Origin of the sequence: Alcanivorax sp. S6407 (assembly GCF_023016115.1) — a bacterium.
Classification (GTDB): Bacteria; Pseudomonadota; Gammaproteobacteria; order Pseudomonadales; family Alcanivoracaceae; genus Alcanivorax.
Window position 1 is genome coordinate 499,849 of the sequence record NZ_JALKBH010000002.1, and the last position, 23,677, is coordinate 523,525.

Below are 23,677 nucleotides of genomic sequence, written 5' to 3' on the forward strand. Positions count from 1 at the left end.
AAGCCGGAGCAACAAGATTGCCGCTCCTGCCTCGTTTTTCCGCGTGTAGCCTGATGCGTGAAGCGTGTTGCAGCCGCAGAGCAGCCCAAAAAAAAGCGGCCCGAGGGCCGCCTTTTTTGTGTTCCATCCAACGGAAGATTACGCGGAGCGCGCGATCTCCATCAGATGCACATCGGCGTTACCGAACACACCATCCACCGCGCTCAGGCGCTTGACGAAGTGGCCCACGTTCAGCTCGTCGGTCATGCCCATACCACCATGAATCTGGATGGCCTCCTGACCGATCTTGCGACCGGCACGGCCCAGCTGGGCTTTCATGGCATGTACCGCCTTGGCGGCATCGTCGTGACCTTCCACCAGCTTCATGGTCGCGGCCATCAACAGTGATTTGGTCTGCTCCATGGCGATGAACATATCCGCCATGCGGAACTGCAGCGCCTGGAACTTGCCGATGGGCAGGCCGAACTGCTTGCGGGTCTTGCTGTATTCAACGGTATCGTTGAGCAGCACAGTCAGGCTGCCAGTACACTCGGCGGACAGGGCCAGCAGGCCTTCCAGCAGGACGCTTTTGGCAATGTCGTAAGCCTGGTTCAGCTCACCGATACGGGCCGCTTCTGCTACCTTGACGTTGCTGAAACGGATCTCGGCGCCCTGACGGCCATCCACGGTACGGTGCGGAGTACGCTCGACACCCTCGGCGTTGGCATCCACCAGGAACAGGCTCAGGCCGTCCTTGTCACCGGGCTGACCGGCGGTTCGGGCCAGCACGATCAGCTGATCGGCATGGTCGCCATTCAGTACACAGGCCTTGGTGCCGTTCAGCACCACATCGCCACCCTGCACTTCGCCTTTCATGGCGGTGTTTTCCAGGGTAAAGACGCGCTCGTATTCTTCTGCCGCAAACGCCAGTTGCAGGCCACCTTCCAGCAGGGAAGGAATGGTTTCCGCCTGCTGGGCTTCAGAGCCATGACGCAGGAAACCGCCGCCCAGCACCACAGTAGCAATGTAGGGCGCCATGATCAGGCCTTCGCCCAGCTCCTGCAGCAGTACCATGGTCTCCAGCGGGCCCATGCCCAGACCACCGTGCTCTTCAGCGAACGGTACGGCCAGCCAGCCCAGTTCCGCAAACTGGCCCCAGGTGGCTTCGTCGAGCGGCATCAGCTTCTTGTTCTGGCGGTGCTTTTCGACATCGTGGTTGTCACGGACAAAACGCTTGGCGCTGTCCGCCAGCATTTGCTGTTCTTCACTCAACTGAAAATTCATCAGACTTCTCCTTGTTGGCGGACGCTTACAAACCCAGAACGGCTTTGGCAATAATGCCGCGCTGGACTTCGTTGGAGCCGCCATAGATGGAGCAGGCTCGTGAGTTCAGGTAATGAGGCATGGCAGTGACCGCATACTCCGGACCAATCACCGGCTGCTCATTGCCGGGCACCAGTGCCTGGGGCTGCCAGATGGCGGCCTGGGCACCAAGGGTCTCGATACGCAGTTCGGTGACTTTCTGCAGCAGCTCGGTGCCGAGAATCTTGGTCATGGAGGACAGCGCGCCCGGATCCTTGCCGGAAGACAGGGCGGACTTGATGCGCATCTCGGTGAATTCCAGTGCCAGCACGTCCGCTTCCACAGAAGCAAACTTGTGCTGCCATACCGGATCCTTGCTCATCGGGCCGTGTACGGTTTGCTGCTTTTCCGCCATCAGACGGATCTTTTCCAGCTGCACGTTCAGACCCGGGGCATATTCCTGACCGCCACGCTCGAAAGTGAGCAGGTACTTGGCCACGGTCCAGCCGTCGTTTTCCGCGCCTACGCGGTTGGACTGGGGAACGCGAACGTTGTCGAAGAACACCTGACACTGCTCGGTGACTTCATCCAGGCCAACGATGGGCTCGATGCTGATACCCGGCAGGTCCATGTCCAGCAGCAGGAAGGTAATGCCCTGCTGGGGCTTGCCATCCTTGTTGGTACGCACCAGCGCAAACATCTTTTTGGCGTAGTGGGCGTAGGTGGTCCAGATCTTTGTGCCGTTGATGATGTAGTCGTCACCATCTTTTTCAGCAAAGGTCTTCAGGGAGGCGAGGTCGGAACCGGAGCCCGGCTCGGAATAACCCTGGCACCAGAAGTGCTCGCCGTTGAGGATCTTCGGCAGGTATTCCTTCTGCTGTTCTTCGGTGCCACAGCCGATCAGGCAGGGGCCACACATGTGCAGGCCCATGGGCACCAGCGGCGGGGTTTCGGCACGCACCAGCTCTTCGGCAAAGATGGCGCGCTGGGTCACGCTCCAGCCTGTACCACCGTGCTCTTTCGGCCAGTGGGGGGCGGCCCAGCCCTTGTCATTGAGGATTTTTTGCCAGGCCATGGCTTCCTTCACCGGCGCAAACACCGAGGTCACCATCTTGCCCGCTTCACGAATTTCGGGGGTCAGACTTTCTTCCAGAAAGGTCCGCACCTCTTCCCGAAATGCCTTTTCCTGCTCCGGCACACGCAGATCCATACCGTACTCCGCTGTTATCAGAATCAATGGTATACAGTGTATACGAGACCGTATGAGACACTCATGACGTGACGTATCAGGCCTTTGGCGAAAACCGTCATGCGCAATTCCATGGCCTTCACACCGCATTGCCGATACCGCGCTGCGATCCAGCATGACCGGGCAAGAGTCGCTATAATCCCGGCCAATTCGCATTTTTCACAGCAGGCCCCTTGATGAGCATCAACTGGTTCCCCGGCCACATGAACAAGGCCACCCGAGAAATCCATGATCTGCTGCCCAAGGTAGACCTGATTATCGAAATCGTCGATGCCCGCCTGCCCTACAGCAGCAGCAACCCGGTGATTGAGGGCTTCCGCAAGGACAAGCCCTGCCTGAAGCTGCTCAGCAAAAGCGATCTGGCCGATCCCGAGGTCACCGCCCAGTGGCTGGAACACCTGCAACAGGACCCCACGGTGCGCGCCCAGGCCATCACTACCCAGAAACCGGAAAACATTCGCAAACTGGCGGATACCTGCCGGCAGATGGTGAACAAGAAAATCGACCGGGCCACCACCATCACCGCCCTGATCACCGGCATCCCCAACGTGGGCAAATCCACCCTGATCAACACCCTGGCCGGCCGCCAGGTGGCCAAGGCGGGCAATGAACCCGCGGTAACCCAGCGCCAGCAGCGCATCGAGCTGGGCGAAGGCCTGATCCTGATCGATTCCCCGGGGATTCTCTGGCCCAAGATCGAAAATCCCGCCAGCGGTTACCGACTGGCCCTGTCCGGGGCTATCAAGGCCACCGCCATGCAGGAAGATGATGTGGCGCTGTTTGCCGCGGAGTACTTCATGGAGGCCTACCCGGCATTGATGCAGGAACGCTTCAAGGAGACAGACCTGCCTGGAGAAGGGGTACCGTTTCTGGAACTGATCGGCAAACAGCGCGGCTGCCTCGGCCGCGGCGGCCATGTCGATTTCGACCGCACCGCCGCCCTGCTGATCAACGAATTCCGCAGTGGCAAGCTGGGCCAGATCACCCTGGAAACCCCCGCCATGGCGGTAAAGGAGCATGTAAAGGTAGCGGAGATTCGCGCCCGCAAAGCGCAAGAAAAGGAAGACCGCAAGAAGGCCAGAAAGGCAGCCTACAAGGCGAAGGCGAACAAGAAGGGCTGACTGACGCCTGACGCAAAAAGGCCTTTTTGCGTCAGTCAAACACTCGCTAGAACCCGCTGTAGGAGCGAGCCTGCTCGCGATCCGAGCCCAAGCGAGGTAAGGATTCCAGAAACGCATTTCGAAGATCAAAACCCAAACCGCTTTCCATGCTCCTGGTTTTGCCCTTCGAAACTCGTGACTCGTCACTCGAAACTATTGAAACTATTACCTCGCTGTCGCTCGGATCGCTTGCAGGCAAGCTCCTACGGATCAGACGGCCGGGCCAGGCAGGCTGGGAGCCAAGAGGGAGCTGCCATTTGGCACCGCCCTTCCGCGTGTTGCCTGTTACATGAAGCGTGCTGCAGCCGCGAAGCAGCCATAAAAAAAGCCCGGCTAATGCCGAGCTTTTTTGATCCGACCAAATTTGGTCGGGGCGAGAGGATTCGAACCTCCGACCCCTTGCACCCCATGCAAGTGCGCTACCAGGCTGCGCTACGCCCCGAGGCGCTTTGCCAGCACTGCTAACAAAGCGGCGTGCATCATAGCGGATTCATTCGCGGGATGGAACCAGTAAACGGCTGATTGGTCAGGGTTTGAGCGGTGGCAAGCCTCAAGCTACAAGCTGCAACGCGTTCACAGGGCCTCTGTATTCGTTAACCCAGTGCCCGCGCCCTGGCCAGGAGCAGAAAGCCCTACCGCCCCCCAAATCCAGCCGTCCCCGCAGGAGCGGTCGTTCCACCAAGAAAGATGCCACCCTCAACTGAAAAGGGCGCGGAGACGGCGTTCCCAAAGGCCAGGCCTCGCTCGCGTTGTAGCTTGTAGCTTGTAGCTTGTAGCTTGAAAAGGATCGCCTGCGGGCAGGCTCCTACGGGGCATGGAGGAAGGGGGGCGGGTTGCGGGACGAAGGGGGTTTTGATCCCAGGTTTTGTTCGCCCCTCCAGTGGGGGCTCCTGAAACAAGAACAGCAGCACTCCGCCATTCGCGCACAGTGAACTCTGTGGCCCCTGTGGTAAATCCGCTTTTGATCTTTGCGTGTTGCTTGATGCGTGAAGCGTGCTGCGGCCGCAGAGCGGCAAAAAAAGCCCCGGGAGCCAAGCTGCCGGGGCTTTCGCTTGCAGGCAAGCTCCCACAGGAGCTTGTCTTCGGATCAGGAGGCCTTGAGCACGTCGAGGACGTCTTCCAGCTCCACGATCATCTGTTTGATCAGCTGATGGTACTGGGTAGCCGATTCCGCGTTGGCTCCGCCCGTGAGCTGTTGGCGGGCACCGCCGATGGTGAAGCCCTGATCGTACAACAGGCTGCGGATCTGGCGAATCATCAGCACATCCTGGCGCTGATAGTAACGACGGTTACCACGGCGCTTCACCGGCTTCAGCTGGGGAAATTCCTGTTCCCAATAGCGCAGCACGTGCGGCTTTACATCGCACAGGTCGCTCACTTCGCCAATGGTGAAATACCGCTTCCCCGGGATCGCCGGGAGTTCGTCGTTATGACTTGGTTCCAGCATACGCCTCAACCCGTTGTTTTAGTTTTTGTCCTGGACGGAAGGTAACAACCCGACGGGCAGTGATAGGAATTTCCTCACCGGTTTTCGGGTTGCGCCCTGGTCGTTCGCTTTTATCTCTGAGATCGAAATTACCGAAACCAGAAAGTTTCACGGGAACGTTGCTCTCCAGAGAATGGCGAATTTCCTCGAAGAACATTTCCACCATCTCTTTCGCTTCGCGCTTGTTAAGGCCAAGCTCTTCAAACAGGCGCTCGGCCATGTCCGCTTTGGTCAGCGCTCCCATGAATCACTCCCAATCCCGAATCAATCCCTTAAGGCGGCGTTAAACTGCTGTTTTAACTGGGAAACAACAGCCTCTACCAGGTCGTTGACTTCTTGATCCTTAAGAGTGCGTGAACGGTCCTGGAAGGTCAAGCCCAAAGCGAGGCTTTTGCGATTTTTGCCGATGCTATCACCTTGATATATATCGAAAATCCGCACATCAGTGAGACGCTCGTCACAGGCAGATCGTGCCGCAGCAACCAGTTCACCGGCCGGAACGCTGTCATCAACCACAAAAGCCAGATCACGACGCATGCGCGGCTGATCGGACACCCCGGCAAACTTCGGCAGCACGCCCTGCTGCAGGGGGGCTGAGGCCAGTTCGAAAGCATACAGGTTGGCTGGCAGATCCAGATCCGCCGCCAGACGCGGGTGAATGCGGCCCAGATAGCCCACCACCTCATCACCACGCTTGAGCGCCGCGGTCTGGCCAGGATGCAGTGCCGGGTGCTCACCCGCAGTAAAGCTGAACGCGGTCGCATCAGACAAGGTCAGCAGGGCTTCCACGTCCCCTTTCAGGTCGAAGAAGTCCACCGGGCGCTTGCCTTCCCAGTTCTGAGGCTGAGCGCTGCCATATACCAGACCGGCGATCATCGGGGTCTGCTCAAGGCCCGCTTCACCCGGCACGAAACGCAAGCCGGTTTCGAACAGGCGCAGGCGGTCCGCCTGACGGTTCAGGTTATGGCGGGCAGTACTGAACAAGCCGGCCAACAGCGTGGTGCGCATCACGCCCAGATCCGCGGAGATCGGATTGAGCAGCGGCAGCGGCTCGAAGCGCGGCTCCACCTGCTTGAGCAGGCCGGGCTCCACAAAGGTATAGGTAATGGCTTCCAGGTAGCCGCGATCGATCAGGGTATCGCTGAGGCGACGCAGGGCCACCACATGCTCGCCCACGCTCTCACCGGAAGGCGAGCCCGCCGGAACACGGCTGGGCAGCTTCTCGTAGCCATAGATCCGCGCCAGCTCTTCGATCAGGTCCTGCTCGATGGCCATGTCGAAGCGCCAGCTGGGCGCCAGCACCATCCATTCCTTGCCACTTTCCTGGGTGGAGATCTCCATACCCAGACGGCTGAGGATGTCTTCTACCTGGGTGGCCGGCAGGCCCATGCCCAGCAGACCTTCAATGCGCTCGGCCCGCAGCAGAATTTCTGCCTGCCTGGGCAGCTTGCCCTCTTCTACCGCCTCGGTCACCGGGCCCGGCTGACCGCCGGCAATCTCCAGAATCAGGGCTGTGGCGCGCTCGATAGCGTCATTCTGCAGCTGAGGATCCACGCCTCGCTCATAGCGGTGAGAGGAGTCGGTATGCAGACCATAGGAGCGCGCCTTGCCGGCAATGGCCAGCGGCGCAAAGAAGGCACACTCGAGGAAGATGTCCTGGGTGCCCTCGGTCACAGAAGACGGCTTGCCGCCCATGATACCCGCCAGTGCCAGCGCCTCGCTGTCATCCGCGATCACAAGCGTATCGTCTCGCAGGGTCAGCTCCTGATCATCCAGCGTGACCAGTTTCTCTTCCGCCTTTGCCTTGCGCACGGTGATGCCACCGTTGAGTTTGGCCAGATCGAAGGCATGCAGAGGCTGGCCCAGCTCCAGCAACACATAGTTGGTCACATCGACAATGGGGTCGATGGTACGTACGCCGGCACGGCGCAGACGCTCGATCATCCATAGCGGGGTGTCTGCCTGTACGTTGACCCCCTTGATGACGCGCCCCAGGTAACGGGGACAGGCATCGCTGTCGGCCAGGGTCACGGTCAGGGTGTCGTCGATGGCGGGCGCCACCTTGCTGATGGCCACTTCGGTAAGCGGGCTCTGATTCATTACACCCAGTTCACGGGCAATCCCGCGCACGCTCAGGCAATCCGCCCGGTTCGGGGTCAGATCCACCTCGATGACCGCATCATCCAGCTGCAGGTAGTCACGGAAGTCCTTGCCCACCGGGGCGTCTTCCGGCAACTCCATGAGGCCATCGATCAGGTCTTCCAGACCCAGCTCGGAGGCGCCACACAGCATGCCGTTGGACTCAACACCACGCAGCTTGGCTTTCTTGATCTTGAAATCACCAGGCAGCTTGGCACCCACCTGGGCAAAGGGAATCTTCAGGCCAGGGCGCACATTGCTGGCACCACATACCACCTGGGTCGTGTCCGTGCCGTTGGAGACCTGACAGACGCGCAGCTTGTCGGCGTCCGGATGCTGCTCACAGCTTTCCACCACACCCACTACCACACCGGAAAATTCTGGTGCTGCGGCTTCCACGCCATCCACTTCCAGACCGGCCATGGTCAGCTGCTTGACCAGAGTGTCAGTATCGACCGCGGGGTTCACCCACTCCCGCAACCAGGCTTCATTCACTAGCATTTTCGAATTCCTTAAACGTGTTTGCGGGCGTTAGCTGAACTGGGACAGGAAACGGGTGTCGTTTTCAAAGAACAACCGCAGGTCGTTCACGCCATAGCGCAGCATGGTGATCCGCTCGATCCCCATGCCGAAAGCAAAACCGCTGTATTCATTGGCATCGACACCGCCGTGCTCAAGCACCTTGGGGTGCACCATGCCGCAGCCCATGATCTCGATCCAGCCGGTGTGCGAACACACCCGGCAGCCTTCGCCGCCACAGCTGACGCAGCCCACATCCACTTCCGCACTGGGCTCGGTGAACGGGAAATAGCTGGGACGGAAACGCACCGGCAGGTCTTCCACTTCAAAGATAAAACGCAGGAATTCCGCCACGGTGCCGCGCAGGTCGGCAAAGGTGATGTCCTTGTCCACCAGCAGGCCTTCCACCTGATGGAACATGGGCGTGTGGGTCAGATCGGAATCACAACGATACACACGGCCGGGCGCGATGATACGGAACGGGGGCTTGCCCTGCTCCATCACCCGCACCTGCACCGGGGAAGTATGGGTACGCAGCAGACGACCATCACCAAAATAGAAGGTGTCATGCATGGCCCGCGCCGGGTGATGGGACGGGATATTCAGGGCTTCAAAGTTGTGGAAATCATCTTCCACTTCCGGCCCTTCGGAAATATCAAAGCCAAGACGCAGGAAAAAATCTTCAATGCGGCGACGCATGCGATTCACCGGGTGCAGATTGCCCGGCATATCGCCACGCCCCGGCAAGGTCACATCCACGGTTTCGCTGGCCAGCTGTTCAGCCAGGGCAGCCTCTTCGAGCAAGGTCTTGCGGGCAGTGATTGCGCCCTGCACTTTCTCCTTGCCTTCATTGATCACCGCGCCGGCCTTGGGGCGCTCTTCCGCGCTCAATTTGCCAAGGCCCTTCATCAGCGCACTGATTTCACCCTTCTTGCCCAGGTATTTTACCCGTACATCATCCAGGGCCCGAACGTCACCCGCCTGCTCGACTTCCGCCAGGGCGGCTGCGACCAGGGCATCGAGATTTTCCATTGATATTCCTCTGCTACACGCCTCACGCAACACGCATCACGCAGGCTGGCGTGTTGCATGAAGCATGTTGCTTGTTGCGTCTCTTGTTCCAACAAAAACGGGGGAAGAGCGCGAGCTCTTCCCCCGTTGAGTATGCTGCTCTGTCTGAGACAGAACAGTGAATCAGGCGGTGAGACTCGCTTTGGCTTTCTCTGCCAAAGCGCTAAAGGTCGCCAGATCCCGGACAGCGATGTCCGCCAGTACTTTACGGTCGATGTCGATGGACGCTTTCTTCAGACCATCGATCAGACGGCTGTAGGACAGGCCGTTCAGACGCGCAGCGGCGTTGATACGAACAATCCACAGACGACGGAACTGACGCTTGCGAACCTTACGGTCGCGGTAAGCGTACTGACCGGCTTTGGTAACGGCCTGGACCGCTACGCGATAAACACGGCTGCGGGCACCGTAGTAGCCTTTAGCCTGCTTGAGAACCTTCTTGTGCCGACGACGGGCCTGCACACCACGTTTTACTCGTGCCATTTTTCAGTCTCCAGATCCGTATCAGTTATGCGTAGGGCATCATGCGTTTAACCAGAGCTACATCAGCTTCATGTACCTCGGTTTTCGGACGCAGCTGACGGATAGTCTTGGAGGACTTCTTGGTCAGAATGTGGTTTTTGAATGCCTGCTTGCGCTTGAAACCGGAGGCGGTTTTCTTGAAACGCTTGGCAGCCCCACGATTTGTCTTGATCTTAGGCATGGTACCTTCTCAAGTTGGTTAGTTAATGTAGCAACCCTTCTCTTAAGGAAAGGGTTACTTCTTCTTTTTGCCCGGGCCGATCACCATGATCATCTGGCGACCTTCCATGTTCGGACGTTGCTCTACAGTGCCGATTTCTTCCAGGTCCTTCTCGATACGCTCGAGCAGTTCCCGGCCCAGCTCCTGGTGAGCCATTTCCCGGCCGCGGAAGCGGACGGTAATCTTGGTTTTGTCGCCGGCCTCGAGGAACTTCTTGAGGTTACGCAGTTTCACCTCATAGTCGCCGATATCGGTGCCGGGACGGAATTTGATTTCCTTTACCTGAGTCTGACGCTGCTTCTTGCGCCCTTCTTTGGCCTTTTGCTTCGCCTCAAACAGATGCTTGCCGTAATCCATGATTCGGCAAACGGGCGGTTCCGCACCAGGGGAGATTTCTACCAGATCCAGCTGTTTTGAAGTGGCTTTCTCCAGCGCTTCCTGCAGGGTCACAATACCGACCTGCTCGCCGTCCACATCGATCAACCGAACATCGGTTGCCTGGATTTGCTGATTGATTCGGGCGCGTTGCTCGCGGCCCTTATTGCCTCCACGCTTAATGTCGTGAACCTCCAATCTGTTTTAGACAATGAGGCGACAGCCTCGCCGCCCCAGTAAAGGCGCGCATTGTATGCCACCACAACGGGCACAACAACCCCAAACCCTTGGCCTGGAGCGCGCAACTCACTGAAACGGAATGAATTCTGCCCGGCGGTGAGACCTTGCTCACGATCCGGCAGCCGACAAATCGGCCCCGAATTCCGGGAAGGGTGCGTATTGTAAGCAAATCCGGTCACTTTTCAAGCAGCAATACGCCCCTGAGGGCCATTCAGCGGGCCTGACTGGCCGGACGGGTCAACCGGCCCCCATCTACCAGCATCTCCCACCGGTTAATCCTGCTCTGTGGGCGCTCTCTATGCTCGTCAGGGTATGCCTGCAAGCGATAGGGGGCCAACTCAAGGGCAGAATCGCTTGCAGGCAAGCTCCCACAGAGGGATGCCCCAAGGTCTCGATTTTGCGTGCCGCATGGTGCGTGGTGCGTGCTGCAGCCGCAGAGCGGCACAAAAAAAGCCCCGCATCAGCGGGGCCTCTCAAAAACAGAGATCAACACACGTTCATTCAGGGGGCAACACCGCCCCAGTTGAAGTCAGAGGAAGTCGAGAAGCGGTTGCTCCAGATCTCGCCGTCCTTGTTGTCATCAACGTTGATGCTGCCGTCGGATTCAGGCCAACCAAAATCCTCATAGAAGATCCGGAAGTTCCAGTAGTCCTTGCCGTCACTTAGTTCGTCCGCGCTGTAGAACGCCAGACTCCACAGCTCGGAAGCCAGCACCTCTCCACCTTGTGTCAGCGAAAACTCGAACTGAACGACATTGGTGCCGAAATCAGACACCACCGCGTAGAAGGTTTCGTCATCACCGCCGCCCGGCATGCCGTCATCGCCATACTCGGTAATGGTGGCATTTTGCCCCGTGCCATCGAAGACAATATGGCTCTCACCCCACTCTTCATACAGGGTGACATTGGCAAAGCTGCTTACGGAAAGCGGATGCACCCCGAAATCAGTCTCACAGGAGGACAGCACCTGGTAGTAGTCATTGACGGAATTGAATACCAGCGGCCGCTCGGTAGCTTCATCCCAGCCGGATTCATAACCGCACGACAACGAAACAGCGTTCGGATCATTGCGGTACCAGGTCCAGTTCCAGATTTCGCCGTCCTTCATGGTGGTATCGATATAATCCATGTCTGACTCCGCCCAGCCGTAATCCTCATAGAAGACGACAAAGTCAGCCTGATTGGAGCCATCGTAGAACTTCATGGTCAGCACATCATAGCTCTCAATGGCGCCACCCTCGGTAACGGAGTACTCCAGCATCACCTGATTGGTGGCGAAATCGGAGACCACAACATAAAAGGCTTCATCGTCAGCGGTGCCTTTCTCGCCATCATCACCATAATCAATGCCCACGGCGGTATCGGCGGTGGCATCAAAGGTGATTTCGCCCTCTCCATCGTAGAAGGTGTCACCGGCCAGATCGGTTCTGGACCAGGAAGGCAGCGCCTCTTGCTGATCGCAATCCGCAAGCACGGTGTTGTAGTCATCCAGGGAGTTGAAGGTCAGGGGCTTACCCTCCACATCATCCCAACCTGACTGATAGCCACAGACCAACCCCATGGGCTGCCCACTGACCCGATTGAAGACAAAGGCGCCCTCATTCGCATCCGTAAAGGTCAGCTCAGCGCCATTGATGCTGATCGACTCACCCTGCTGGTCAGCGGGGTCAGCATTGTTGAACAGGCCACCTGGACCGTTGGTATCCACAGACACAGAGGTCGCGGTGAAGTTAAAGCCATCCCAGCTGTAGAAACCGAACTCCCCAGACAACGCCTGAGGTGTGCACGGCTCGCCATAACACTCACCATTCTGGGTATGCACGATGGCGTACTCGGAGGCAGACAGGAAGGTCAGCACGTTGATGTCATCGCCTTCGCCCAGGATCCAGGAGCCGACAATGGGTTGAGCCTCATCGACAATGCGATCCGCACCGAAGCCGTCATCAGTGGTGAAGGCATCACCGTTCACCTGCAGATTGAACACGGCACCATCAAGACCACCCTCTCCGTCTGACTGAGCGGTGGCGCTGGCGGTGAAGGCTCCAGTTTCCTGATCCCAGGTGTAGGTGCCGTACTCGGCAGAGCCAGCGGTCTGATCGGTATTGTCGTGTTCGTGGAAGACGATATAGCGGCTACCATCAATGAAGGTCAGGATGTTGCGCTGGTTCACGCCTTCATCGATCAGCCAGCTGCCAATCAGCGGGCTGCCTGTGCCCGGGGTGTTCTGGCCATCCACATAACGCTGGGCTGCTTCTTCGCTGAAGAAGAAGGCTTCCACAGAGTTACAGTCGCCCCAGCAGACTTCATAACCGTTGCCGGTTGAGGTCATGTAACCGGCACCGATGTTCGGATCCGCTGCGATATTCCAGACGATGTTGCCCTGGCTTACCGCAAGAGAGATCTGGCTCAGAGACACCGTGTAAGAGGTGTATTCCGGAGAATAGAAGGCACCATCGTCGCTGAAACGAAGATCCTGGGCACCACGCTCAGAGATTTCAGCATCGCCATTTTCAAAGAACTCGATCTTCTCGATGAACCACTCACCATCGACGCTGTGCACGTTGTAGACAGGCGCCTTGATCAGCTGGGCATCCTGGAAGTTCTGCGTGTAGGTGGCAGTGGGATTATCAGCACCAGGTAAAGCCGTCCAGGCTGCCAGCGCCTCGGTCTCGTTGTGATAGAAACGGTCCACGTTATCCGGGGAACCATCTTCGTTACGGAACACCACCTCAAGATACTGATCGGTGTTGCCCAGATAGTTGATACCCGCGCCAGAGACACTGTCACCCAGCTGACCATCACTGTTAATGCCGAAATCCAGGGCTATCTCTACACAGCTATCGTTCTGGACACCAGTGGCATCAACCGTGAGGCCATCGGCAGAGAACACCAGCTCCGTCATACCACGATCATTCTGGGTATCCAGCTCGCAATCACCATCGTAGTCCACGTTGCCATACCAGACATCGTACAAGGTACGGCCGGCCAGCCAGGTGTGAGAGAAACGCTTGGTATCAAACGTGTCCGCATGCACATCAGCCAGATCAAAGTAGAAGGTGTCGAAGCCGAGGATGTCGAAGTCGTTCTCGATCAGGAAATAGAACGGGCTGGTTTCGCCGTTGCGACAGATATCCAGCGCGGTGGCGGAGTCCGTTACATCTTCGTCATCTACCCAGCAGTAGCTCTGCTTGTTATCAACCACATCGGCATACGCGACCACATAGTTGGTCTGGTCGAACGCTCCGGAGTTGAGCACCAGCACCTCGTTGTTCTGCTCCAGCATCCAGCTACCGCTGAAGGTGCTGTCATCACAGGCCATGGCGCCGTCGAAGTTGCTGTCCGAGGCAAAATCCAGACGGGCGAAGGTCTGGGTGCCGAAACACTCACTGTCGTCGCTGTCTTCAGTAAAGACGGCATACACTACCTGGTCATTGAAGCTGGCCGGGTTATAGGCCGGGTTCTGTACAGACGCCTCAATGGTAACGGCAGCAGAATCCACACTTTCGAAGGTTTCCTGACCATCGGTGTAGCTGGCATTCACATAGACATCAAAACCTACATCAGCCTGCTGAACGTCATAGGTCGGGCCGAAGCCGGCGCTTGCTGCGTTCACAAACCACTCGTAAGTGACCATGCCCATGCCATCTTCATCGGACAGGGTGTCGCTGACGGACAGGGTATTGCCCGGTGCAGGCGCACCACTGATCACCAGTTCACCTTCCGGCAGGTCATTAACATTGTTGACCGGGGCTGTCGCAGAAGACTCGACCACCTGATTGCCAAACACACCATCATTGAAGGTCACTTCCACGCTGATGCTCTGGCCCACTTCCGCCTGAGTCAGCTGATATTCAGCGCTGTTTGCTCCCACGATAGGAGAGCTATTGGCCAGCCACTGATAGCCTGTGATCACGATTTCACCATCGGGATCATTCAGGTCATTGGTGGCAGTAAGGAACTCGTCTTCCGTGGAAACGCCAATAATGGAAACGCCACCGGTGTAGGCATCATCGGCATCAATCACTACCACCGGCGCAGAATCCACTTCCGTGAAGTTGCTGTCATTATCGGTGTAGCTGGCGGTCACCACGATGGACGCGCCCACATACTCCTGGCCCGGTGTAAAGGTAGAGCCGGTCTCGCCATCAATGGCGCCACCGTCGGCATACCATTGGTAGCTGATCACCAGCGGATCAGGACCATCCGCATCGGCCAGATCATTGCTGGCGGTCCAGGTCTGATTCTGGGTATCACCAGTAATGGTCACGGAACCGGTGGGCAGGTTGTTGAACTGGGCAACCGGCAATGTAGCCTCAGACACTACGGTTTCGGTGGTGCCACGGTTATCCGGGAACGCGATCTCGACAGTGATCGCCGCGCCCACATCATCTGTGGTCAAAGTGTAGGTCACCGCAGTCGCACCAGCGATATCACCGCCATCGCGCTTCCACTGGTAAGTGGTTTCTGCAGGCGGAGCCCCCGGCAGGCCGTCGTCATCACTCAGGCCAGAGAGGAAGTTGGCAACCGACAGTTGCTGGGTATCCATGGCCTGACCGTCAATAATCACTGAGCCCTGAACCGGGTCGTTCACGTTGGCAACGGCATCGGTTGGTGCGGAGGTGGCACCCTCTTCGCCGCCCAAGTCATCGGTAAATGACACCTCCAGGGTGATGACCTTGCCCACATGGCTGTCATCGAGAAGCAGCTGGTCGCTGGTTTCGCCATCCAGCGGCTGATCATCGGCAAACCACTGGAAGACAAACTCGACGTTTTCCAGCCCATCTTCATCAGTGAAGCCAGGCTCAGCCTGAAGGGTCTGATCTTCCGTGGGGGTACCGCTGATACCGAAGCTGCCGCCCGCCGGGTTATTCACATTGACCACCGGCGGGGTGGCGATGGTGGTGTAAGTCTGACCGGCGAAGGTGCCATCGGTGTAGGTCAGCACAACGCTGACACCCGTGCCCACCTGGGCCTGGCCAAGCAGCAGGGACTGCTGGGTGGCACCATCAATGGCCAGGCCATCCGCCAGCCACTGGTAGCCAGTAATTTCCACCGTGCCATCCGGGTCTACCAGATTATTGATGGCAGTCAGGGTTTCACCCTCAACCGGAACACCCTGGATATCCGCGGAACCAACGGTCGCGTTGTTGATAGTGTTGGCAATCGGCCCGACGGGGGCAGAAGGCACGGTCACTTCAGGGAAAACGCCATCGCTGAAGACCACGTCAACATTGATCATGGCGCCCACCTGGGCCTGCAGCGGGGTGAAGGTTTCACCTGTTGCACCCGGGATGGGCTCACCATTGGCTCGCCACTGGTACGACAGAATCGTCAGTTCACCGTCCGCATCCGTCATCTGGTTATTCACGCTCAGCGTGACACCTTCTTCGGCAGCACCCGCAACGGTCAGGCTACCGGATACCGGATCGTTCACCGGCGTCACATCGATGGTGATAGTGCTCGCCAAAGAGCTTTTCTCGCCATCACTGACACTGTAGGGCAGTACCACCTGCCCGGAGAAATTCGGCTCGGGAGTGAAGCTGTAGGTGGATTGCCCCGGCGGCAAGGCCTGGCCGTTAACCGTGAAGGTCAGGGTATCGCCATCAGGTTCAGAGCCAGACAGTGCGATAACAATGGCACCACCATCTTCCGGGCCGCTGCCGCTAACGGCAGCAATCTGCGGCGCGGCTTCACAGGCAGCACCGATATCATTGCCGTTAGCGTCCAGCTGGTCAGCGTTCTTGGTGTTGATACAGTTATCAACATCGTCCTTGACACCATCAAAATCGGTATCGGCAACGGTGGCCACTTCTTCCGGTTCAACCGTTACGGACTGATCCACTGTCACCGCGGTACCAAGGCTTTCCGCCTCGTTGTCCAGCACAGTGGTAATCGTATTCACCGGGATCGGGGGATTGGTATCAGGGATCGTCAGATCCGCAACTGACACAGAGGACACATTCACATTGTCCAGCTCGGGCAGAACGTCATCGCCCTTCTTGCCGTCAATCACGCCATCGCTGAGATCCTGCGCCATGGAAGACAGCACATCGGTGGCGGAGTCACCTTCGGCTGAGGAATCGGCAGCCGCATTGCTCAACACGGCGGAAACCGCCTCTACCGCCAGACGGTAGGCAGCCACCTGGGCCTGCTCTTCCGGGGTATCGGTATCGTCGTTGAGTACCGGAGTGGCGGTAAAGATGTCCACCGACTCATCGAGACCAAAGCCCAGGGTGGACTTCACGGTATTCTGGGCGTCGTTCAGATTCTGCTGCAGGGTTTCCGGGGTGGCGCCCTTGCTGGCAGCCACTTCGGTGGCCAGAGAGGTCAGCGGCGTGGCGACTACCGGGGTGCCGCCATTGAGCATGTCGGCAGTGATCACGGTTTTCATGATCGTGATTACCGGCACCTTGCCAGTGGTGAGATCCACGGTATCCGCATCCGCTTCCACCACTACAATGTAGGGAGCACCGGCTGGATCCAGATTGAGTCCCGTAATTTGCGCCTGCCCATTGGTGGTGCCGGTGTCTACCGGATCGGCGGCACCAATCAGGTCTGCCGCTGCATAGTCCACGGCATAGGCTCGTACCGTGGCATTGACCAGCGGCCCCTTCACCGCCACACCTTCTACCGCAGTGCCTTTGCTGACCGGTTTCTTCACCGGCACGGCATCGGAGCCACCCCCTCCTCCGCCGCAGCCAGCAAGCGCAGCAGTAGCCAATGCGATAGCAATAGGCAGTTTTGCCTTGGAACTCAGCATATGTCCCCCAGAATTTTTAATTAGACCGATCCTTAGAACTGGCAAGGCTAGCTGAGAGAAGAAAGTATCAGGCACCCCCAAATTAGGGTGGTGGTGTCGAACAAGATTCAAAGTAAACACAAGCATTCAGACTGTGCCTTACCAACCACAAAACAGCCCCCTCCAGCCCCCCTTCAGCTAGAAGCCCCCTCCGCCTTTCGCTATATTGGTACGAGTTAAAAAAACGATTGCATGGAATCGTACGAGGGAAGCACTTGGGATGCCCGACAACACCGCAACCAGCCCGAACCGTCTGTCCAAGCCGGCAGACACCGCCCCCCATGCCACCTTGCTGGATTCGGCAGCCTCAGACACAACCACCGACCGGCTGGACAGGCTGATTACCCAGCTATATGCCTGTGTCGACCACAACAATGGTTTTGAACCCTTCCTTCAGTGCATCAAGGAAGAACTGAATCTGGTCAGTTGCAGCCTGGCAGCCATCCAGAAAGAACCGCAGATGAAAGGTCTGTATGGCTGGGCGGTGGGCTATCCGCCCGGAGTCATCCCGCTGATGCTGAAGACCGGGCTGGTCTTCAAGGATGAGGCCATCTCCCGCGCTCTGGAGATGGGCCCCAATGCCCTGTTCAGTTTTGCCGACGGCAAGCCTGATCATGACATTCTCGCCAGCATGCCGGCGTTTACCCGCACCTGGGTGCGCGCCGCCGGCATCATCGACAGCGCCACCGTCGCCTTCACCAACAAGTACCAGCAACACATCGTACTGGTCTTCAACCGCCACAAATCAGCCACCATTTTCAGCACGGAAGAAATGGCCCTGATTTCTCGCTTGAGAAAGCATGTGGAAATTGCGGTGGATTTGTACGAGCGAGTGCACCGTTCAGAGCAGGGCTTCAAGGATCTGCAAAGCAGCATCTCCATGCTCAAACAGCCCGTGGCGGTGTTTTCTCCGGTGGGAGCCATGGTCACCGCGAGCCCGGCCTTTCGGGAGCTGGGCCGTAATCACGATGTATTCGAGGTGAATGAAGAAAGCCGCGAGATTGAATTTCGCAACGAGCCATTCAGCCAGCAGTTTCATACCCAGCTGATGCTGTATATCACCGGGGAAACCTCGGCCCTGGATGACAGTGACACCCTGTATCTGGAAACCCCGGCACTACCACTGCGCTTCTCACTGACACCAGTACAGAATCAGGGTAACCCCACTCGCAACGTACTGGTGGAAATCTTCGACCCCAACCAGACCCGGGAGCTGTCAGTCAATGAAATTCGCAAGGTAATACACGCTACCGAATCCGAAGCAAGAGTGTGCCTTGCGCTACTGAAAGGGGCGGACCCGGCGGAAACGGCCGAGCAGTTGGGGCTGGCTGTCAGCACCGTGCGCTCCTACATCAAGACACTGCTCAGCAAGAACAACTTCAACCGCCAGGTGGACCTGGTCACTCACCTGCTGCGCATCTGCTCCTGATCCGCCCATCAGGTCGTGCCGGGGTGGCCACCGCTCATTGAGCGGCCAGTGCAGCCGTTAATGCCGATGGCCGCAGCACTTCCCGTCCCACATGGATGGCGCCGTATTTGGTCAGGTGGACACGGTCGGCACTCATCAGGCGCCCCTGCCCGTCCGTAATCAGGATCCGGTGCTCGCTGTCCATCAGCACATCAATGATGGAAAGGTAATGGCTTGCGGGAATACGCTCCCTGGCAACCCTTTCCTGTTCGAGCACGTCTTCCAGAATCGGATTGCGAAGCCAGGCACGCTCTTGGGGCGGCGTTCTGGCCACCCAGTTCAGGTTGTGGCCGAACTGCTTGCTGCCGACAAAAAACACCTGGCTACCCAGCCCTGCAGCGCGACCGATAACCTTTGGAGTACAGGCATAATCATCAACACCATAATTGGAGGCAAACAGCACCACATCCGCCTCGGCAAACAGCGCCTTGCCCTGATCGGAACGCATCAGTGAGCAATCATCCAGATCATCCCGGTAGACCAGCTCAACAGCGGTGAGGTCATAGGTCTCCCGGACCGCATTGACTATATCCCGGCCAAATGAATTGCCGATGATCAGCAGTTTGACTGGCGCAGCAGAGATAAAGGCGGCCTGCTTGAACTTGAAATTGCGCTCGTTGTACGCGATGTACATATCCTCTGGCGCGACGCTTTGCTGATCAAACACCCGCGAAACGAAGCCATGGGTCTTGTGTGCCGCCAGCCCGAACACCACCAGCCCGAACGAGGCGATAAAGACAAACCCCCACAGCCACCGGGCAGATACCCGCGACTTGTTTCTGAACGGATTCTCGATGAACTTCCAGGAAAGCCAGGCCAGCATAAAGGTCGCCAGCGTCAGCACAATAAACAGCCCGCGCCCCGGCTCCTGCACCATGTAAATACGGGCGAAGGAAAACAGCGGCTGATGCCACAGATAAGCCGAGTAACTGATCAGACCAATACCCACCATCAGCCTCAGGCTGAGCAATCTGGCAACCCAGGTTTGCTCGCCGGCGAACAGTACCAGCAAGACCACGCCAAGCACCGGCACCAGGGCATACAGGCCCGGGAAAGGGGTGCTCGAATCATAGGCCAGAATGGCAAACACGATGGCCAGCAGCCCCAGCGACGCCCAGCCATTGTGATTTCTGACGCCGTACTTTTGCACCACAAAGGCCGCCATGGAACCGGCAAACAATTCCCAGGCTCGAGAGGTGATCAAATAGAAGTTGGCATCCGGAAAGCGACTGCTGCCCAGCTCGCTGACCGCCAGGCTAACGACGGCCAGAGCGGCGATGATACCCACCATGGCTTTCTTGCCAAAGCGCCAGCCCAGCAATAGCAGCAAGGGGAAGACAACGTAGTACTGCTCTTCCACCCCCAGGCTCCAGGTATGCAGGAGCGGCTTGAACTCGGACGCCAGATCCCAGTACCCGGTAGTGATCATCAACAGGATATTGTTGGCAAACAGGGTGGTGGCCACCACCGACTGGCCAAAGTTTTCCATGGGATCTGGCAACATCCACATCCAGGCAAACGGGATGCAGGCCAGCATCATGAAAAACAGGGCGGGGAAAATACGCCGGGCCCGGCGCTCATAAAAGCTGACAATACTGAAGCGGCGCTTCTCGATGTCATCCACCAGAATGGTGGTAATCAGATAGCCACTGATCACAAAGAAGACATCAACACCAACAAAGCCACCGGAGAACCACTCGAAACCGGCATGAAAAAGGATCACCGGCACCACGGCCAGCGCGCGTAATCCGTCAATCTCGGCACGATATTTCAAGGCGGGGGTTCCCTGTATGGCGTTAGCCCGGGACATCACTGTCCCGGGTCAACCCTTAAACGCAGGCCGTCTCATCCTGCGAGTTCCTGTTTTCTGATTATTCCCACTCAATAGTAGCGGGCGGCTTGGAGGAGATGTCGTAGGTCACCCGGCTGATGCCCGGGATCTCATTGATGATGCGGCTGGACACCAGCTCCAGGAACTCATAGGGCAGGTGCGCCCAGCGAGCGGTCATGAAGTCGATGGTTTCCACGGCACGTAACGCCACTACGTATTCGTAGCGACGGGCATCACCCACTACACCGACGGACTTCACCGGCAGGAACACGGCAAAGGCCTGGCTGGTCTTGTGATAAAGACCGGCCGCACGCAGCTCTTCAATGAAGATATGATCAGCCAGACGCAGGGTGTCGGCGTACTCCTTCTTCACTTCACCGAGGATACGCACGCCCAGACCCGGTCCCGGGAAGGGGTGGCGGTAGACCATGTCGTAGGGCAGGCCCAGCTCCAGGCCGATCTTGCGCACCTCATCCTTGAACAGCTCACGCAGGGGCTCGACCAGCTTGAGCTTCATGTCTTCCGGCAGACCACCTACATTGTGATGGCTCTTGATCACGTGGGCCTTGCCGGTCTTGCTGGCGGCGGATTCGATCACGTCCGGGTAGATGGTGCCCTGGGCCAGCCAGTTGGCATTTTTCAGCTTGCCGGCTTCTTCATCGAAGATGTCGATAAAGGTATTGCCGATAATCTTGCGCTTCTTCTCCGGGTCCGCTTCGCCGGCCAGTTTGCCAAGGAAGTTGTCCTCGGCGTCCACACGGATCACTTTGACGCCCATGTTGTCGGCGAACATTTCCATCACCTGATCGCCTTCCTGGTGGCGCAGCAGGCCATTGTCCACGAACACGCAGGTGAGCTGCTCACCGATGGCCTTGTGCAGCAGCGCCGCCACAACGGAAGAATCCACACCGCCAGACAGACCCAGGATCACTTCATCCTCACCCACCTGTTCGCGGATGGTATCGATGGCGTCGTTGATGATATTGCTCGGCGTCCACAGTGCTTCACAGTCACACAGCTCGCGGACGAAACGCTCCAGCAGACGCCCCCCCTGCAGGGTGTGAGTCACCTCCGGGTGGAACTGGATGCCATAGAAGCGCTTTTCTTCGTTGGCCATGCCGGCAATCGGACAGCTGCCAGTGGTGGCGATCACGCTGAAGCCTTCCGGGGTTTCGCCGACACGATCACCGTGGCTCATCCACACATCCAGGAATTCCTTGCCATGCTCTTCGTGATCAACGATGCCGTCCAGCAGGCCGTTCTTCTCCGCCTTTTCCACACGGGCGTAACCGAACTCGTGCTTCTCCCCGGCCACCACCTTGCCGCCCAGCTGCTCGGCCATGGTCTGCATGCCGTAGCAGATACCCAGTACCGGCACGCCTGCCTCGAACACCGCCTGCGGCGCACGCGGGGTTTCTGCTGCGGTCACCGACTCCGGACCACCGGACAGGATAATGCCCTTGGGCGCAAACTCGCTGATGTCTTCAGCGGTCATGTCGAAGGCGCGGATCTCACAGTAGACACCGATCTCACGCACACGACGGGCGATTAGCTGGGTGTACTGGGAACCGAAATCCAGAATGAGGATGCGCTGGGCATGAATGTCTTGCATGGGGTTCTATCCCGCGGTGGTTGCCGGCGACAAGCGCCGGGCCTTGTTGGTTATGGGTCGGACGTCGAATGTCTGACGCCGGACGCTTTAAAAACAAAACGGCCGGAGATGCCTCCGACCGGTTCTGGCGTCAGACATCCGACTTCAGACGTCTGACCCCTTCAAGCCACGACAGGGCCCAAATCACCCGACCGGGTAATTCGGAGCCTCTTTCGTGATCGTCACATCATGCACGTGGGATTCCTTCATCCCGGCGGCGGAGACTTTCACGAACTCCGGCTTGGTGCGCATGTCTTCCACGGTGGCGCAACCGGTGTAGCCCATGGAGGCACGCAGGCCGCCCATCAGCTGATGCACGATAGCGCTCATGGGGCCCTTGTAGGGCACGCGACCTTCAATACCTTCCGGTACCAGCTTCTCGATACCGGCAGCGGCATCCTGGAAGTAACGGTCGGAGGAGCCAGTCTTGCCGGACATGGCGCCCAGCGAGCCCATGCCACGGTAGGCCTTGTAGTAACCGCCCTGGAACAGCTCCACTTCACCCGGCGCCTCTTCGGTACCGGCCAGCAGGGAGCCGATCATGATGGCGCTGGCGCCTGCCGCCACGGCCTTGGCAATATCACCGGAGAAGCGGATACCGCCATCAGCGATCAGCGGCACACCGGTGCCTTCCAGCGCCGCTGCCACATCGGAAATCGCAGTGATCTGCGGTACACCGATACCGGCCACGATACGGGTAGTACAGATGGAGCCAGGGCCGATACCCACTTTCACAGCATCGGCACCCGCAGCCACCAGATCCTTCGCTGCGGCGGCGGTAGCGATGTTGCCACCGATCACCTGCACTTCCGGGAAATGCTTCTTGACCCAGGCCACACGGTCGATCACGCCCTGAGAGTGCCCGTGAGCGGTATCCACGACAATCACGTCAACACCGGCTTCCACCAGTGCCGCCACGCGCTGGTCGGTACCTTCACCGGTACCCACTGCCGCACCCACCCGCAGACGACCCTGGGAGTCCTTGCAGGCATTGGGGTATTTACGGGCTTTCTCGATATCCTTCACGGTGATCATGCCGCGCAGCTCGCCAGCATCATTGACCACCAGCACCTTCTCGATGCGATTCTTGTGCAGCAGCAACTGCACTTCGTCAGCACCCGCGCCTTCCTTCACGGTCACCAACCGGTCCTTGCCGGTCATGATGTCCTGGACGCGCTGGTCGAAATTGGTCACGAAACGGGTGTCGCGACTGGTGACGATGCCAACCACCTTGTCACCTTCAACCACTGGCACACCGGAGATATTGTTGGCCTCGGTGAGGTTCAGCAGCTCGGCCACGGTAGCATCCGGGCCAATGGTGATGGGATCCTTCACCACGCCGGATTCGTATTTTTTCACCATGCGCACGTTACGCGCCTGGTCTTCCACATCCATGCTCTTGTGGAGGATGCCGATGCCGCCTTCCTGGGCCATGGTGATGGCCAGGCGGTGCTCGGTGACCGTATCCATGGCTGCCGAAACCAGAGGGATGTTCAGAGAAATGTCCCGCGTCAGCTTGCTCTTCAGGGACACATCCTTGGGCAGCACATTGGAATGGGCGGGCACAAGCAGAACGTCGTCGAACGTCAATGCCTCTTGCACGATTCTGAGCATATTGCACCGTAGGAAGTGAGGGGGCTCCTGAACCGAACCGCTGATTGGGGTTC

15 protein-coding genes and 1 tRNA gene are annotated in these 23,677 nt (G+C 58.2%); 2 read left to right on the forward strand and 14 right to left on the reverse strand.

The features are described 5' to 3' along the window. Nucleotides 1–138: 138 nt before the first annotated feature. Nucleotides 139–1,263, reverse strand: coding sequence for an acyl-CoA dehydrogenase family protein (locus MWU49_RS05490; protein ID WP_246969172.1), 1,125 nt, complete (start codon nt 1,261–1,263; stop codon nt 139–141). A gap of 25 nt (nt 1,264–1,288) precedes the next feature. Further along, nucleotides 1,289–2,491: an acyl-CoA dehydrogenase family protein gene (locus MWU49_RS05495; RefSeq protein ID WP_246969175.1), complete on the reverse strand. Its 1,203-nt coding sequence runs from the start codon at nt 2,489–2,491 to the stop codon at nt 1,289–1,291. A gap of 215 nt (nt 2,492–2,706) precedes the next feature. On the opposite strand from MWU49_RS05495, the gene ylqF reads away from it, so the two are divergent. Continuing rightward, nucleotides 2,707–3,651, forward strand: coding sequence for a ribosome biogenesis GTPase YlqF (gene ylqF / locus MWU49_RS05500; protein WP_246969178.1), 945 nt, complete (start codon nt 2,707–2,709; stop codon nt 3,649–3,651). 404 nt (nt 3,652–4,055) lie between these two features. Here ylqF and MWU49_RS05505 read toward each other — a convergent pair. From MWU49_RS05505 to MWU49_RS05545, 9 genes are all read right to left on the reverse strand, one after another. Further along, nucleotides 4,056–4,132, reverse strand: a tRNA-Pro gene (locus tag MWU49_RS05505). Nucleotides 4,133–4,777: 645 nt separating this feature from the next. Further along, nucleotides 4,778–5,137, reverse strand: coding sequence for a MerR family transcriptional regulator (locus MWU49_RS05510; RefSeq protein ID WP_035230230.1), 360 nt, complete (start codon nt 5,135–5,137; stop codon nt 4,778–4,780). Beyond that, complete coding sequence (gene ihfA, locus MWU49_RS05515) at nt 5,118–5,420, reverse strand: integration host factor subunit alpha (RefSeq protein ID WP_035230232.1); 303 nt, start codon at nt 5,418–5,420, stop codon at nt 5,118–5,120. Before ihfA ends, MWU49_RS05510 begins: the two co-directional genes overlap by 20 nt. A 20-nt stretch (nt 5,421–5,440) precedes the next feature. After that, nucleotides 5,441–7,816, reverse strand: a complete 2,376-nt coding sequence (gene pheT, locus MWU49_RS05520; RefSeq protein WP_246969181.1) for a phenylalanine--tRNA ligase subunit beta — start codon at nt 7,814–7,816, stop codon at nt 5,441–5,443. A gap of 30 nt (nt 7,817–7,846) precedes the next feature. After that, nucleotides 7,847–8,866 (reverse strand): phenylalanine--tRNA ligase subunit alpha, encoded by a 1,020-nt coding sequence (gene pheS / locus MWU49_RS05525; protein ID WP_246969184.1) that lies wholly within the window; start codon nt 8,864–8,866, stop codon nt 7,847–7,849. Between the two features lie 162 nt (nt 8,867–9,028). Then, nucleotides 9,029–9,388, reverse strand: coding sequence for a 50S ribosomal protein L20 (gene rplT, locus MWU49_RS05530; RefSeq protein WP_246969187.1), 360 nt, complete (start codon nt 9,386–9,388; stop codon nt 9,029–9,031). A gap of 25 nt (nt 9,389–9,413) precedes the next feature. Continuing rightward, the gene (gene rpmI, locus MWU49_RS05535) at nt 9,414–9,608 is read right to left on the reverse strand and encodes a 50S ribosomal protein L35 (RefSeq protein WP_035230240.1); all 195 of its coding nucleotides are present in this window, start codon (nt 9,606–9,608) and stop codon (nt 9,414–9,416) included. A 54-nt stretch (nt 9,609–9,662) separates the two neighbouring features. Next, nucleotides 9,663–10,205, reverse strand: coding sequence for a translation initiation factor IF-3 (gene infC, locus MWU49_RS05540; RefSeq protein ID WP_348646699.1), 543 nt, complete (start codon nt 10,203–10,205; stop codon nt 9,663–9,665). Nucleotides 10,206–10,763: 558 nt separating this feature from the next. Further along, nucleotides 10,764–17,021 (reverse strand): cadherin-like domain-containing protein, encoded by a 6,258-nt coding sequence (locus MWU49_RS05545; RefSeq protein ID WP_246969190.1) that lies wholly within the window; start codon nt 17,019–17,021, stop codon nt 10,764–10,766. 259 nt (nt 17,022–17,280) lie between these two features. Between MWU49_RS05545 and MWU49_RS05550 the strand changes: the two genes are divergently transcribed. After that, entirely contained in the window at nt 17,281–18,489 is a 1,209-nt protein-coding gene (locus MWU49_RS05550) for a hypothetical protein (RefSeq protein WP_246969193.1), read from the forward strand. 34 nt (nt 18,490–18,523) lie between these two features. Here the strand turns inward: MWU49_RS05550 and MWU49_RS05555 are convergent, their stop codons facing one another. The 3 genes from MWU49_RS05555 to guaB all read right to left on the reverse strand — a co-directional run bounded on the left by MWU49_RS05555 (nt 18,524) and on the right by guaB (nt 23,624). After that, nucleotides 18,524–20,302, reverse strand: a complete 1,779-nt coding sequence (locus MWU49_RS05555) for an acyltransferase (protein WP_246969196.1) — start codon at nt 20,300–20,302, stop codon at nt 18,524–18,526. A 97-nt stretch (nt 20,303–20,399) separates the two neighbouring features. Further along, complete coding sequence (gene guaA / locus MWU49_RS05560; RefSeq protein WP_246969199.1) at nt 20,400–21,971, reverse strand: glutamine-hydrolyzing GMP synthase; 1,572 nt, start codon at nt 21,969–21,971, stop codon at nt 20,400–20,402. A gap of 183 nt (nt 21,972–22,154) precedes the next feature. Next, nucleotides 22,155–23,624: an IMP dehydrogenase gene (gene guaB, locus MWU49_RS05565; protein ID WP_246969202.1), complete on the reverse strand. Its 1,470-nt coding sequence runs from the start codon at nt 23,622–23,624 to the stop codon at nt 22,155–22,157. Between the last annotated feature and the right edge of the window lie 53 nt (nt 23,625–23,677).